The 16,301-nt window shown below is 64.6% G+C and carries 4 protein-coding genes (1 of these 4 running past the window's edge); 2 read left to right on the top strand and 2 right to left on the bottom strand.

Annotated features, from left to right (window positions below; genetic code table 11):
* The first annotated feature begins 187 nt into the window (after positions 1–187).
* Positions 188–1,837, top strand: a complete 1,650-nt coding sequence (locus BM317_RS12360) for a cyclic peptide export ABC transporter (RefSeq protein ID WP_092174139.1) — start codon at positions 188–190, stop codon at positions 1,835–1,837.
* A gap of 104 nt (positions 1,838–1,941) precedes the next feature.
* Entirely contained in the window at positions 1,942–4,392 is a 2,451-nt protein-coding gene (locus BM317_RS12355; protein ID WP_092174137.1) for a TonB-dependent siderophore receptor, read from the top strand.
* Between the two features lie 260 nt (positions 4,393–4,652).
* Here BM317_RS12355 and BM317_RS12350 read toward each other — a convergent pair whose 3' ends face one another.
* Together BM317_RS12350 and BM317_RS12345 are read right to left on the bottom strand one after the other, a co-directional pair.
* Positions 4,653–5,615 (bottom strand): alpha/beta hydrolase, encoded by a 963-nt coding sequence (locus BM317_RS12350; protein WP_092174135.1) that lies wholly within the window; start codon positions 5,613–5,615, stop codon positions 4,653–4,655.
* Between the two features lie 213 nt (positions 5,616–5,828).
* Positions 5,829–16,301: the 3' portion of a non-ribosomal peptide synthase/polyketide synthase gene (locus tag BM317_RS12345; RefSeq protein WP_092474438.1), read on the bottom strand. The gene runs 2,013 nt beyond the window's last position; the window shows 10,473 of its 12,486 coding nt (coding positions 2,014–12,486); the start codon falls outside the window, past its right edge; the stop codon is at positions 5,829–5,831.

The raw sequence follows: 16,301 nt of genomic DNA, 5'->3' as shown, positions 1-16,301 counted from the left end.
TTCGACCCAGCGGGAGCAAGCTCCCTCGCCACAACGGCGCTCCTGAGGCAATCAGGTATTAAATCCCATCCCCCACCAATCGTTCTACAGGTGGGCGCGCCCCAACCCGGCGTGCCGCCGTCCTCCAGCCCATGCGGTGAATGCCCCGCGATGGCCTTCGCCCTTTTCATCTAGCAGGGAAACCTCCATGAGCCAACCAAAACGCGGGGTGATCAATGAATTGTTCACCCTGCTCAAACCCTTCCGGCTGATTGTCATCGGCGCCATCCTGCTGGGCATGGTCGGCGGCCTGAGCGTGACCGTGCTGCTGGCGACCATCAACCAGGTGCTGCACGCCGAAGGCGGGCTGAGCCCCACCGTGGTGGGCGTGTTCGCCGGGTTGTGCCTGCTGGCCCTGGTCAGTTCCATCTGTTCCGACATCGGCACCAACTACGTCGGCCAGAAGATCATCGCCAAACTGCGCAAGGAGCTGGGGGAAAAAGTCCTGTCGGCGCCCATCCAACAGATCGAACGCTACCGCAGCCATCGCCTGATCCCGGTGCTGACCCACGACGTCGACACCATCAGCGATTTCGCCTTCGCCTTCGCCCCCCTGGCCATTTCCCTGACCGTCACCCTCGGCTGCATGGGTTACCTGGCCATGCTGTCGTGGCCGATGTTCCTGATGATGGTCGTGGCGATTGTCATCGGCACCGTGGTCCAGTACATCGCCCGCGGTCGTGGGATCAAGGGCTTCATGGAGGCTCGCGATTCCGAGGACGAACTGCAGAAGCACTACAACGCCATCGCCGAAGGCGCCAAGGAACTGCGCATCCATCGCCCCCGGCGGCAACGCATGTTCGTCTCGGGCATCGAACACACCGCCGACAAGATCTGCGACACGCAGATTCGCTCGGTGAACATTTTCGTGATCGCCAAGACCTTCGGCTCGATGCTGTTCTTCGTGGTGATCGGCCTGGCCCTGGCCCTGCAATCGCTGTGGCCGAGCGCCGACAAGGCGGTGATGAGTGGTTTCGTACTGGTGTTGCTGTATATGAAAGGCCCGCTGGAACACCTGATCGGCACCCTGCCGATCGTCAGCCGCGCACAGATCGCCTTCCGCCGCATCGCCGAATTGTCGGCGCAGTTTTCATCCCCTGAACCGCACCTGTTGCTCAACGACCAGGGCCAGCCGAAAACCCCGGTGCAGACTCTGGAACTGAGCAATGTGGCCTACAGCTTCCCGGCGGTGGAAGGCGCCACGCCGTTCCGCCTGGGACCGGTGAACCTGAAGATCGACCAGGGCGACATCGTGTTCATCGTGGGTGAAAACGGTTGCGGCAAAACCACGCTGATCAAGCTGCTGTTGGGCCTGTACGCGCCGCAGCAAGGAGAAATCCGCCTCAACGACCACGTCGTGACAGCCGTGACCCGCGACGATTATCGCCAGTTGTTCACGACGATTTTTGCCGATTACTACCTGTTCGACGACATCGTCCAGGGCGACACCCATATCCCGGACGACGCCAATAAATACCTGCAACGCCTGGAGATCGCCCACAAGGTCAGCGTGCGCGACGGCGCCTTCACCACCACCGACCTGTCCACCGGCCAACGCAAGCGCCTGGCACTGGTCAATGCGTGGCTGGAAGAACGCCCGGTGCTGGTGTTCGACGAATGGGCCGCCGACCAGGACCCGACCTTCCGGCGGATTTTCTACACCGAGCTGCTGCCGGACCTCAAGCGCCTGGGCAAGACCATCATCGTGATTTCCCACGACGACCGTTACTTCGACGTGGCCGACCAATTGGTGCGCATGGAAGCCGGCCGGGTGGTCACCGAACTGCAATCGGCGTAAATAATCACGATTCTCATTCTGGTTTTTTCCGGGTCGTGCGTCCTAATTAAGAATTGATGACAACTACACCCCTATTAAAACTAAAACCTGCAAGAGTGAAACACATGCCAGCAACTCCGGGGATTCCACGTTTTACCAAGGCACTGATCATGCGCCGCCTGCTGCAACCAGGCTTCAGCGCCACCGCATTCAGCCTGGCCTTGGCCATGCCGTTCAGCGCACAGGTCCAGGCACAGGAAGTCGATCTCAACATTCCGGCGCAGTCGCTGGCGAGTGCCCTGCAGGCATTGAGCAATCAATCGAACATGCAAGTGCTCTACAGCGCCGATGATGTCCAGGGCCTGCGCAGCCAACCGGTCAGCGGCCGGTTGACACCAGCGCAAGCGTTGTCGCAGATGCTGGTGGGGACCGGCGTCATGTTCACCATCCAGGGCAACACGGTCAGCGTGCGCGCCAGGAAGGCAGGGGATTCGCTGGAACTGGGCGCTACGACCATCACCGGTAAATCCGCGGAAACCGCCTACGGCCCGGTGGACGGCTACGTCGCCACCCGCAGCGCCACCGGCACCAAGACCGACACGCCGATCCTGGAGATCCCGCAGACCATCAACGTGGTCACCGCCGAGCAGGTCGCCACCCAGGGCGCACGCAACCTGACCCAGGCCTTGCGCTACACGCCGGGCCTGAGCACCGGCGGCTTCACCGACCGCAACGCCATCGCCGACGAAATCACCAGCCGGGGTTTCTCGCCCACGCCGCTGTACCTCGACGGTGCCTACCTGCCCTATGCCGGCAGCCTCGGCGGCGCACCGCAAATCGACCCGTACACCCTGGAGCGCATCGAAGTGCTCAAGGGCCCGTCGTCGGTGCTGTACGGGCAGAACCAGCCCGGCGGCCTGATCAACATGGTCTCCAAGCGCCCGACCACGGAACAGCGCAGCCAGATCAAACTGGGCGCGGGCAGCTACAACCGGGTCAACGGCGCGTTCGACACCAGCGGCCCGATCGACGACCAGAAGGAATTCAGCTACCGCGTCATCGGCGTGGCGAAAAAAGGCAACCAACAGGTCGATCACACCCACAGCGAACGCATGCTGCTGGCTCCGAGCCTGACCTGGGCGCCCAACGACGACACCTCGCTGACCGTGCTGGCGCAGATCCAGCGCGACGACGGCCTGGAGGACTATCAGGCGCTGCCGCGGATCGGTTCCCTGGAGCGCGGCCCCAATGGCCAGCGGATCGACCGGGACTTCTTCTCCGGCGACACGCGGTGGAACGACTACAAGCGTGACCAGTTCATCCTGGGCTACGACTTCAGCCACAACATCACCGATGACCTGAAATTCCGCTCCACTGCGCGTTACACCGACGTGCGCGACCAGTACCGGGGCTTCTACCTGCGCAGCTTCGTCACCACTGGTGGCGTCACTGACCAGACCCAGGCCAACCGGGTAAAACTCGACTGGCAACAGCACAACACCGCGTACACCGTCGATAACAACGTGGAATACAAATTCAACACCGGCGCCCTGGAACACACCACCCTGGCGGGCGTGGACTATCGGCATTTCAACCGCAAGTACGATGGTTACAACGCCTACAACGTCGTGCCGATCGACCTGTACGGCAATAACAACAACTACGACACCGGCAGCGTAACCCCAACGCTGGACACCAAGTGGGACAACACCGTTCGCCAGACCGGCGTCTACCTGCAAGACCAGATCAAGCTGGACAAGTGGATCCTGACCGTGGGTGGCCGCCAGGACTGGGCCGAAGTGGACAACAAGGACCTGCTGGCGGGCACCGTTTCCTCACTGCGTGACAACAAGTTCACCGGCCGGATTGGCCTGACCTATGTCACCGATTTCGGCCTGGCGCCGTACATCAGCTACTCGGAATCCTTCCTGCCGACCACGGGCACGGACGCTAGCGGCGAAGCCTTCAAGCCGACAGAAGGCGAGCAATACGAAGTGGGTGTGAAGTACCAGCCGTTCGACAAGACGATGATTACCGCCTCGGTGTTCCAGATCAAACAGAAGAACCTGGTCACCGCCGACCCCGCCGATCCGCAGAACTCGATCCAGTCGGGCCAGGTGCGTTCACGGGGCGTTGAACTGGAAGTCAAATCCACCGTCGACAACATCGACGTCATGGCCGCCGCCACCTACCTCGACTCGTTCTACACCAAGGACAACTACGGCAACGAGGGCAACCGCAGCGAACAACAGGCGCCGTTCTCCGCCACGCTGTGGGTCGACTACCACTTCACCCAGGCCGTCCTCAATGGCCTGACCTTCGGCGCGGGCGCCCGTCACACCGGCCGCAAGCCGGGCGACGCGGCCAACTCGTTCGACGTACCGGCCTTCACCGTGTTCGACACCACCATCAGCTATGACATGGGCAAGGCCACCTCGAGCCTGCGTGGCGTCACCACCAGCCTGAACGTGCAGAACGTCTTCGACCGCGAGTATGTGTCCCACTGCAACTACTCGTTCGGCTGCTACTACGGCCAGGAACGCGTGGCGTCGCTGGACGTGACCTACGACTTCTAAACAACACCCCACAAAAAAACCGGGCCTGGCCCGGTTTTTTGTGCCTGCCAATCCTGAAACCCTGCCACAGAGGATGTGTGGCATGTGCAAATGCTGAGACCACCCCACAAGGGATCGGTGGCATGTGCAAATCCTGAGTCCCCCCTAAAACAACTGTGGGAGCGAGCTTGCTCGCGATGGCGGTGTATCAGTCACTTCACATGCTGGCTGACATACCGCTATCGCGAGCAAGCTCGCTCCCACAAGGGATTTGTGGTGACTCAGGCGGTGAGTGCAGTTCGCAAGGCTTGGCTCAATTGCGCGTACACCTCGTCAATCTCCGGCACCACGCTCTGCAAGCGCAGGTAGTCGTGGATCAGGCCGGTGTATTCGATCAGTTCCACGCTCACCCCCTGCGCCTGCATACGCCTGGCGTAGGCGCGGCCTTCGTCGAGCAGTGGGTCATGGCCGGCCAGGGCGATCAGGGCCGGGGCCAGGCCTGGGCAACCGGGCGCCAGCAATGGCGAGAAACGCCAGTCCAGGCGATCGGTGGGCTCATTGGCGTAATGCCGGTAGAACCACTCGAGGGTTTCGCTCTCCAGCAGATAGCCTTCGCCGAACAGCTCGGTGGACGGGCTGCTGGTGGACGCATCGGTCACCGGGTAACAGAGCAATTGAAAACACGGTTTGATCGCCAGGGAGGCCGGTTCCAGGGCCGCTTGCAGCGCAAGCACGGTCGCCAGTGTCGCGCCGACGCTGTCCCCGCCGAACGCCACGCGGCTGATGTCCAGGCCTTCGGCGCGGGCCTGTTGCGCAAGCCAGACCAGGGCGTCGGCGCCGTCGTTCAGCGGGGTCGGGAAGGTGTGCTCCGGGGCCAGGCGATAGCCCACCGACAACACCGCGCACGGTGTCCGGGCGCAGAATTCGCGGCAGACACCGTCGTGGGATGCCAGGCTGCCGACCACATAGCCGCCGCCGTGAAAATACACCAGCACCGGCAGCGCCTGGACCGAAGCCGTGGCGGGACGATACAGACGCAGCGCCAGCGTCGCGCCGTCACGGGCGGTGAATGCGTGAGTGGCGCACTGCACATCCGCCGGAGCATCCCAGCGCAATTGCCCGGTGGTGCGCTCGAACGCCTCGCGGGCCTGGGCCGGCGTCGACAGGTGAAACGGCCCGGGGCCGTCGGCCTGGCTTTCTTCGGCCAGGTCGAGGAAGGCGTTGAGTTCCGGATGCAAGGACATCGCAGGGGTTCCTTATGAAAAACCATGGGTAAAAGATGAGCCAGGACTGAAACCTCCCCCTGTGGCGAGGGGATTTATCCCCGCTGGGTCGCGAAGCGGCCCCAATCCTGTCGACTCGGTCAACCTGACATATCGCTTGTCAATTTATTGGGGCTGCTGCGCAGCCCAACGGGGATAAATCCCCTCGCCACAGGGCGATGCCCGGCTTGAGATTCAGGCCGCTTGCGCCACGCAGTGCTCGATCAACGCTTCGAGTTCCTCCTGGTACGCGCGCATCAATCCCTCGACGGTCTCGGCACGGTAGCGGCGGGTGCTGAAGATGCAGCGCAGCGCCAGCCGCCCGTCGTACACCTGCCCCACCACTTCCAGCCAGTTGCCCAGCGCGGCATGGGGGCTGTAGCAGCTGCCGTAGCTTTCCGCCGCCGGCACCAGCAACGCCTTGTCGTCGAAACTCTGGTCGAACTGCCCCAGGTAGTTGAACGTCACCCGTGCCTGGGGCGCGCGGCCCAGGGTGGCGGCCATCGGCTCGCCGCTCATGTAGCGCAACACGCCATAGCCCAATCCCTTGTTCGGCACCGCGGCCAACTGCCGTTGCACCGCCCGCACCGAGGTGCCGATGTCGGCTTCATGGCTCGGGGTCAGGCGCACCGGGAACATGCTGGTGAACCAGCCCAGGCTGCGGCTCAGGTCGATGTCCTTGACCAGGTCCTCGCGCCCATGCCCCTCCAGTTGGATCAGCACCGACGGCTGCTGGCTCCAGCGGCACAAGACCCGGCTCAGCGCCGCCAGCAGCACGTCGTTGATCTGCGTCTGGTAGACCGCCGGCACCTGTTTGAGCAACTGCTGGGTGTGCTGCTCCGACAGGCTCAAATGCGCCACCGATTGGTACTGCACCCGGTTCTTGCCCCGCAGGTTGTCACACGGCAACTCGCTGCCCGGCTGGTCGATCTGCTCCAGCCACCAGGCTTTTTCCGGCGCCGGATAGTCCCGCGCATAGGCTTGCAGGCCCTCGGCCCAGGCCCGGTAGCTGCTGGTGCGAATCGGCAGGTTCGGCGTCTGGCCGTCGCTGTAGGCCGCATAAGCCGTCTGCAAATCCTGCAGCAGCAAACGCCACGACACCGTGTCGATGACCAGGTGATGAATCACCATCAGCACACGAACTTCACCGCTGCCCAGGGTCACATGCGCCGTGCGCCACACGGGCCCGTTGTGCACATCAAGACTGCGTTGCACCTGTTCGGCGTACAACTCCAGTTCGGCTTCATCGGCCACGCTGTGCTGCCACAGCAAAGGCTCGTTGGCCCACTGGGCCTGCATCTCCTCCAGCGCCTGGTAATGCTGCAGGTGACGCCCGCCGACCTCACTGAAGCGCAGGCGCAAGGCATCGTGCTGCTGCATCATGCACCGCAAGGCCAATTCCAGTGCCGTCAGGTTCAACCCCTGGCGGGCCCGCAGCATCAACGCCTGGTTGTAATGATGGGGCTCGCTCATGCGCTGATCGAACCACCATTGCTGGATCGGAATCAGGTTGAACTGCCCTTCGGCGGCCACCTGGGTCAGGTCCTCGACCGTCACGGCATGGGTGTTCGAACGTTGGTCGAAAATCGCCTCGATGGTCTGGCCGCGCATCAGGTCCCGCAGCTTGAGCTCCATCTTCAGCTCCCCATGGTTGCGCACCCGCGAGACCACTTGCAGGCTGAGGATCGAGTCCCCACCCAACTCGAAGAAATTGTCGGTGATGCCCACCCGCTCGACTTGCAACACATCAGCCCAGACCTCGGCCAACAGTTGCTCATCGCGGTTACGCCCCGGCACATACTCGGCCCCCTTGAACTCCGGCTCCGGCAAGGCCTGGCGATCGAGCTTGCCGTTCGGGGTGACCGGCAACGCCTCCAGGCAGATGACCTGGGCCGGCACCATGTAATCCGGCAATTGCGCCCGCAGCTCGGCCTTGAGCCGATCGCCGATGGCCACGCCGTCGGGGGTGACCACGTAGCCGATCAGTTGCTTGCCCGACGCACTGTCGCGGGCGATCACCACCGCATCGCTGACGTCGTCCAGTTGCCGCAGGCTGGCCTCCACTTCTCCCAGTTCGATGCGGAAACCCCGCACCTTGATCTGGTGGTCGATACGGCCGACGTAATCGAGCACCCCGTCGACGCGCTGGCGTACCAGGTCGCCGCTGCGGTACAGGCGATCGCCCGGCTGGCCGAACGGGTCCGGCACGAAGCGCTCGGCACTCAGGTCCGGGCGGCGGTGATAACCACGGGCGATGCCCGCGCCACCGATGTACAACTCGCCGGCAATGCCCGGCGGCAACGGGTTGAGGTTGTCGTCCAGCACATACAAGGCGCGCTCACCCACCGCACGCCCGATCGGCGCGTAGGCGGCTTCGCAACGTTCGCTGGCCGGCACCTTCCACAGCATCGGCGTGACCACGGTTTCAGTCGGGCCGTAGCCGTTGGTGAAGAATTGCGGACGCAACGCCGCCTTCACTTGCTCGAAGGTCTGGTCCGGCACCGCATCGCCGCCGAAGCAGTACACCCGCACCGGCGGCGGTGCCAACTGGCTGTTGGCGGCGTATTCGGCCAGTTGCTTGAGGTAGGCCGGCGGGAAGCAGGCGATGGTAATGCCGTGGCGGTGCAAGGCGTCGAAGGTCTGCTCCGGCGTCCACAGCGCGCCGTCGCGAATCACCAGGGTGCCGCCGCTGAACAGCGTGCTCAGCCAGCGCTCATGGGCGCCGTCGAAGGCGAACGACATGAAATGCAGTTCGCGGGTGTGTTCGTCCATGTCGTACAGCCCGGCGATGGCCTGGCAATGCATGCTCATCGGCCCGTGCGCCACGGCGACGCCTTTGGGGCGACCGGTGGAGCCCGAGGTGTAGATCAGGTAGGCCAGGTTGCCGCCGAGCAAACCGCTGTGGGGCGGCAAATCACTGTAGCCGCGACTATCGAAACCGTCGATGACCAGGCGCGCCAGACCGTCGAGATCCGGCAGGCGCGCCTGCACCCGGCTGTGGGTCAGCAACAGCGCCATGGCCGAATCTTCGATCATGAACGCCAGGCGCTCGGGTGGATAATCGATGTCCAGCGGCACATACGCCGAACCGCTTTTCATCACCGCCAGCAGCGTCACGACCATGTCCACCGAACGCTCCAGGGCCACGCCGACCACCACTTCCGGGCCGGCGCCGAGCTCGATCAAACGGTGGGCCAGGCGGTTGGCCCGGCGCTCCAGTTCGCCATAGTCCAGCGAGTCGTCGCCACACACCAGCGCCGTGGCCTGCGGACGCGACTGGGCATGCCGGCCAATCAGCTCCGGCAGCAACTGCGCCTGATAGCAACCGTTCGGCGCCGCGCTCCAGTGTGCGAAGGCCCGCCACTGTTCCGGCGACAAGCGCTGCAGGTTGCCCAGGCACACGTGGGGCGCATCGATCATCGCTTCCAGGGTGTCTTCCAGGGTGCGGCGGATTCGCTCCACCGCGTCGACGCTGAAGGCATTGCGCAGGAACAGGTACTCGATGGACAGTGTTTCACCCAGGTTGACCGCCAGGTCCATCGGGAAGTTGGTCACGTCATGATTGCGTGACTCGCCGAAGCTCAGGCCGGTGTCCTGCTGGTCGCCCAGGCGTTCGTCGATGGGGTAGTTCTCGAACACGATGATACTGTCGAACAAGCCCTGCCCGCCCAGGCCCGACCAGCGCTGGATGTCCGCCAGTGGCGCATGGGAATGCTCACGCAGGTCCAGGTTGTAGGCCTGCAACTGTTGCAGCCATTGATCCAGCGGCTGCTCGGGGTCCAGGGTCTGGATCACCGGCAAGGTGTTGATGAACAGGCCGAGGATGTTGTCGGCGTTGACCAGCCCCGCCGGACGCCCGGCGACGGTGGCGCCGAAGACCACGGTGTTCTGCCCGGTGAAGCGTTGCAGCAACAGCAGCCACGCCCCTTGGATCAAGGTATTGGGTGTGATCTGCAAGGCGCGGCAGGCCTGTTGCAGGCGAGCGGTCTGTGCCACGTCCCAGCGCGAATACAGCGCCTCGTGCCCCGGCAATGCCTCGACATGCCGCGGGAACATCGCCTGGTTAAGGGAAGTCGCCTGTTCCAAGGTGTCGAGGCGGCTGCGCCAGAAACGTTCCAGCGCGCCCTGGTCCTGGCGTTGCAGCCATTCGATGAACTCGCGGTAGCGACCATTGCGGCTGGGCACCTGCCCATGGGCGTAGAACTGCAACACCTCACCGAACAACCGCGAACTGCTCCAGCCGTCCATGAGGATGTGATGGCAGGTCCAGATCATCTGGTAGCGATCGTCTTCCAGGCGCAGCAACAACACCCGTTGCAAAGGCGCGCGGCTCAGGTCGAAACCGGCCAGGTAGTCGGCGGTCGCCCGGGCGCTGATCGCCTGCTCGCTGATGTCCTGTCCACGCCAGTCTTCAATCTGCAACGGCAACTCAACCTGGCGATGGACGATTTGCACTGGCGCGCTCAAGCCATCCTGCCAGTGGAAACTGGTGCGCAGGATGTCTTCGCGCTCGATCACCGACGTCCAGGCCCGGGCGAAACGCTCGGAGTCCAGGCCATGCACCGGCAGGCTGATCTGGTTGATGTACAAGCCGGAGCTGTCGTCGGCCAGGGTGTGGAACAGCATGCCGTCCTGCATCGGCGACAGCGGATAGATGTCCTCCACCTGCGCCACGGGCACCGGCAGGCCATTGAGTTGCGCCTGGCTCAGGCGCGCCAGAGGGAAGTCCGAAGGTGTCAGGCCCAAGTGCCCGTCGGTGCAGCAGTGATCGATCAGTTGTTGCAACGCCACGGCGTAGGCATCGGCCAACGACTGGAGCGTGGCCGCGTCGAAAACATCGCCACTGAAGGTCCAGTCGAGGGACAACTGGCCGTTGAAGATCCGGCCGTCGATGGTCAGCCAGTTGCCCAGGGCCACGTCATCGCCGTGGCCTGCGCCACTGCCCTCCTCGCTCGGCACGAACAGCGCCTGCTCATCGAAGCTCTGGTCAAACTGCCCCAGGTAGTTGAAGGTGATGCGCGCTGGCGGCAGTTTTGCCAGGCGCTGCTGGACCGCTTCGGCCCCCAGGTAACGCAGGACGCCGTAGCCCAGGCCCTTGTTCGGCACCGCCCGCAGTTGTTCCTTGATCCGCTTGATCGACTCGGCGGGGTCGCCGGCCGGCGTCAGCAACACCGGGAACAGGCTGGTGAACCAACCGACGGTGCGGCTCAGGTCGATGCCCTCGAACAGTTCTTCGCGGCCATGGCCTTCGAGCTGCACCAGGCAGGCCGGTTGCCCGGTCCATTGGCAGACCACTTGCGCCAGGGCGCTGAGCAGCAAATCGTTGACCTGGGTGCGATAGGCCGTCGGCGCCTGCTTGAGCAAACGCTGGGTCTGGGTGGCATCCAGGCGTGTGCTCACCGAACGGCCATGGGCCGCGGCCTGGCTGCCCTCGGGACGGGCCCGTGGCAACGGCGGCAGGGGCTGGTCCAGTTGCCCGACCCAGTAATCCAGTTCCTTGTTCAGGGCTTCGCTGTGGGCGTAGTCCTGCAACTGAGCGGCCCAGGCCTTGAACGCCGTGGACTTGCCCGGCAAGGCCGGCGCCTGGTTCGCCCGCAGTTGGCGGTAGACGTTTTGCAGGTCTTCCAGCAGCACCCGCCACGACACGCCGTCCATGACCAGGTGATGAATCGCCAGGTGCAGGCGCGAACTGCCGTCCTGCACCGCGATCAGGCTGCAGCGCAGCAACGGGCCGTGTTGCAGGTCGAGGCTGCGTTGGGCCTGGTCGGCGATGGCGATGATCTCGGCGGCGTCCTGCGCGGTGCGCTGCCAGATCTCCAGCGGCTGTTTATCCACGGCCTGATGGCTGGCGTGCCAGCGACCATCGTCGGCCTCGGTGAACCGCAGGCGCAAGGCATCGTGATGGGCCACCACGTGCTGGAGGGCCTGTTGCAGGTGGGCAATGTCCAAGGGTTCGCGCGGGGTCAGCAGGACCGATTGGTTCCAGTGGTCGCGGTGCGGGATATCACTGGCGAAGAACCAATGCTGCATCGGCACCAGCAGGCTGTCGCCGGTGACCGGGCCTTGGTCGATCACGCCTTCATCGGTCGCCGTGGCGACCCGCGCCAGGGCCTGGATGTTCTGGTGCAGGAACAGGTCCTTGGGGGTCAGGCCGATGCCTTGGGCACGCGCCCGGCTGACCACCTGGATCGAGTTGATCGAGTCGCCACCCAGGGCGAAGAAGTTGTCGGCAGTGCCCACTCGCTCGACGCCGAGCACCCCTTGCCAGATGTCCACCAGTGCCCGCTCGATGGCGTTGACCGGTGCCGTGAAGGCTTCCTGGCGCTCGGCCAGGTCCGGTGCCGGCAGCGCCTTGCGGTCGAGTTTGCCGTTCGGGCTCAGCGGCATGTGTTCCAGGCGGGTCAGGTGCGTCGGCACCATGTGCTCCGGCAGGTTCAGGCGCAAATGGGCCAGCAGCGCTTCGCGCAACAGCGGCCAGTCGCTGGCCTCGCCGGCCTGGGCGACCACGTAGCCGCTCAGCACCTTGCCGCTGCGGCTGTCCTGGGCCACCACCACCGCTTCTCGCACCGCTGCATGTTCAAGCAGGCGCGCTTCGATCTCACCCAATTCGATACGGAACCCGCGGACCTTCACCTGGTGGTCGATCCGACCGACATAGTCGATCACCCCGTCCGGGCGATAGCGCGCCAGGTCACCGGTGCGGTACAGCCGCTCGCCGGCCACGAAAGGGCTGGCGACGAAACGCTCGGCAGTCAGTTCGGGACGGCGGTGATAACCGCGGGCCAGGCCCTGGCCGCTGAGGTACAGCTCGCCGTTGACGCCGCTCGGCACCGGGTTGAGTTCATCGTCGAGGATGTAGGTCATCAGGTTGGCAATCGGCTCGCCAATCGGCACCGCATCGCGCCCTTCGTCGCGGCAGGTCCAATGGGTCACGTCGATGGCCGCTTCGGTCGGACCGTACAGGTTATACAGCCGGGCATTGGGCAACTTGGCGAACACCTGCTGCTGGGCATCCACCGGCAGGGCTTCGCCGCTGCAGACGATGCGGGTCAGACGGGTGCACCGGCTGACGTTGGCATCCAGCACGAACGCCTGCAGCATCGACGGCACGAAATGCAGGGTGGTGATGCTTTCCCGTTCGATCAGGCTGACCAGCTTCTGCGGATCGCGATGATCGCCCGGTGCCGCGACGACCAGGCGCACGCCGGTCATCAACGGCCAGAAGAACTCCCAGACCGACACGTCGAAACTGAACGGCGTCTTCTGCAAGACACTGTCGCCGGCCTCCAGGCCATAGGCCTGTTGCATCCAGCACAAGCGGTTGGTCAGGGCGCCGTGGCTGTTGCCGGCGCCCTTGGGTTTGCCAGTGGAGCCGGAGGTGTAGATCACATAGGCCAGGTTCTGGGCAACGGCCCGGGCAGGCGGATTGTCGGTGGCCTTGTCCCGCAACCAGTCGTCATCCCCATCCAGCACCAACGTGGTGACACCGCCCCCTCCTGTGGGAGCGAGCTTGCTCGCGATGAGGCCCTCACCTTCAACATCAATATTGACTGAACCACCGCTATCGCGAGCAAGCTCGCTCCCACAGGTCAGCAGCAGCTCGATGCCGCTGTCCTCGATCATGTAGGCCAGGCGTTCCGGCGGGTATTCCGGGTCCAACGGCACGTAGGCGCCACCGGCCTTGAGGATCGCCAGCAGCCCGACCACCATTTCCACGCTGCGCTGCACCGAGATGCCCACCAGCACATCCGGGCCGACGCCGCGCTCGATCAAGGCGTGGGCCAACTGGTTGGCGCGGGCGTTGAGCTGGGCATAGCTCAGCGACTGCCCTGCGAACACCAGCGCCTCGGCGTGGGGGTCGCGCTCGACCTGGGCTTCGATCAAATGATGAACCGGAAGATGGTTCGGGTAGTCGGCGTAGGTGCGGTTCCAGTCCTCGACGATCAGGCGCCGCTGCGCCCCGTCCAGCATCGGCAGCTCGGCGATGCGCTGGGTCGGGTTGGCGACGATGGCGCGCAACAGGTTCAGCCAGTGCTCACCCAGGCGGGCGATGGTGCTCGGCTCGAACAGGTCGCTGGCGTAAGTCAGCGCGGCGCTGAGGCCATCGGCGTACTCGAAGGTGTCCAGGGTCAGGTCGAACTGGGCGGTGCCCGAGTCCCAGGTCAGTTGCTCCAGGCTCAGGCCCGGCAACGCCGACAGGTCCCGGCGGGCATCGCTGGCATGGTTGAACATCACCTGGAACAGTGGCGTGTGGCTCAGGTTGCGTGCCGGCTCTAGCCGTTCCACCAGTTGTTCGAACGGCAGGTCCTGATGGGCCTGGGCGCCGAGGGCCCGTTGCTTGACCTGATCGAGCAACTGGTCGAATCGCAGGTTGCCGTCGATGTCGGCCTTGAGCACTTGGGTGTTGACGAAGAAGCCCAGCAGACGCTCGGTTTCCACCCGGTTACGGTTGGCGATCGGCACGCCGACGCGGATGTCGTCCTGCCCGCTGTAGCGGTGCAGCAAGGTCTGGAAGCCGGCGAGCAAGAGCATGAACAGCGTGCTGTTGTGCTGCTGGGCCAGGCCCTTGAGGCCTTCGGCCAGGGCCGGTTCGATGACGATGGGCAGCCGTGCCCCACGATAGCTTTGCTGGGCCGGACGCGGATGGTCGGTCGGCAGTTCGAGAATCGGTTGCTCGCCGTCCAACTGCTCGATCCAGTAGTCGAGTTGACGCTGCTGCTCCCCTGCCGCCAGCCACTGCCGCTGCCAGTGGCCATAGTCGGCGTACTGGATCGGCAGTGGCGCCAGCGTCACCGGCTGGCCCTGGCTGAAACCTGCGTACAACTGCAGCAGGTCGTCGACCATGATCTGCATCGACCAGGCATCGGACACGATGTGGTGCTGGGTCAGGATCAGCACATGGTGCTCAGCGCCCAGTTGCAGCCACTTGACCCGCAGCAACGGACCGCGCTGCAAATCGAACGGTTGCCGGGTCTCGGCTTCGATCAAGCCGCGCAAGGCATGTTCATCGACGCCGGCTTCGAGCGATTCCACCGCCAGGGCCAACGGCGCTGGTTCGTCGATCACTTGCAGAGGACGCTCATGGTCGAGCACGAAGCGGGTACGCAGGCTCTCGTGACGCGCCACCAGTGCATCGAAGCTCTGTTGCAGCGCCGCACGGTCGAGGGCGCCGCGCAAACGCAGGGCCGCCGGAATGTGATAGGCGCTGCTGGTGGGGTCCAGTTGCCAGAGGAACCACTGCCGTTGCTGGGCGAACGAGAGCGCCAGCGGCTGGTCGCGAGGAATGCGTGGGATGCCCGGTTCATCGTGGGCCGATGCCGTGCCCATGGCCTCGACAAACGCCCGCAGGCTGTTATGGGCGAACAACAGGCGCAACGGCACCTGGATATTCAGTTGCTGGCGAATCCGCGACATCACCTGGGTGGCGAGCAAGGAATGGCCGCCCAGTTCAAAGAAATTGTCGTCCAGGCCCACCCGCGGCACCTTGAGGATGTCGGCCCAGATCGTCGCCACCGCCTGCTGCACGGGTGTCTGCGGCGCGACATAGGTTTTCTGCCACTGGCTGGCATCGGGCTTGGGCAACTGCTTGCGATCCAGCTTGCCGTTGGGCGTCAGCGGGAAGCGTGGCAACACCACCATGTGCGCCGGCACCATGTAGTCGGGCAGGTTGACCTTGAGCCGGGCCGTGAGGCTGTCGCGCAGGGCGCTCTGGGCGCCGGCGTCCAGGTCATTCAGTTCGGCGGTTGGAACGATGTACGCCACCAGCGCCTGGCCGCCCGGTGCCTCCTGGGCCAGCACCGCCGCTTCGCGCACGCTGTCCTGTTCCAGCAGGCGCGCTTCGATTTCGCCCAGCTCGATGCGGAACCCGCGAATCTTCACCTGATGGTCGATGCGCCCGAGGTATTCGAGGATGCCGTCGGCCCGCTGGCGCGCCAGGTCACCGGTGCGATACAGGCGCTCGCCGGCGACAAACGGATGGGGCACGAAACGTTCGGCGGTCAGCGCCGGACGCTGGAAATAACCACGGGCCAGACCCTGGCCGCCGATCAGCAATTCACCGGCCACGCCATAGGGCACCGGCATCAGGTCGGCGCCGACGATGTACAGCGCCGTGTTGTCGATGGGCCCGCCCAGCCAGGGTTGCGCGGCCTGGCTTTGCAACGGGTGCAAGGCCGACCAGATGGTGGTTTCCGTCGGGCCGTAGAGGTTCCACACTTCACCGCCGAGGGCGAGCATGCGCACGGCCAGTTCCTGGGGCAGCGCCTCGCCACCGCACAGGCATTTGCAGCCGCGCAAACCCTGGGCGTGCTCGTTGTCCAGCAACATGCGCCAGGTCGACGGCGTGGCCTGCACCACGTTGACCTGCTCGGCCGCGATCAGCGCCAACACCGCGTACGGGTCCTGGGCGACGTGCTGGCCGGTCAGCACGATGCACGCGCCGACCATCAGCGGCACGTAGATTTCCAGGCCGAAAATATCGAACGAGAACGTGGTCAGCGACAACGCCCGGTCCTGGGCCGTCATGCCCGGCGCCTGGGCCATGCTCGCGACGAAGTTGGTCAGCGCGCCGTGGCGCACCATCACACCCTTGGGCTTGCCGGTGGAGCCGGAGGTGTAGATCGCGTAGGCCAGGTGCTCCGCATCCAGGCGCGGCGCCGGCGCGTCGCA

Source organism: Pseudomonas sp. NFACC24-1 (assembly GCF_900115235.1).
GTDB lineage: Bacteria > Pseudomonadota > Gammaproteobacteria > Pseudomonadales > Pseudomonadaceae > Aquipseudomonas > Aquipseudomonas fluorescens_AA.
The sequence above is the reverse complement of the archived record's forward strand: the minus strand, read 5'-3'. Positions and strand labels throughout refer to the sequence as shown.

Coding starts and splice junctions, on each gene's coding strand:
- BM317_RS12360 (WP_092174139.1), top strand. CDS start 188: ATGAGCCAACCAAAACGCGGGGTGATCAATGAATTGTTCACCCTGCTC.
- BM317_RS12355 (WP_092174137.1), top strand. CDS start 1,942: ATGCCAGCAACTCCGGGGATTCCACGTTTTACCAAGGCACTGATCATG.
- BM317_RS12350 (WP_092174135.1), bottom strand. CDS start 5,615: ATGTCCTTGCATCCGGAACTCAACGCCTTCCTCGACCTGGCCGAAGAA.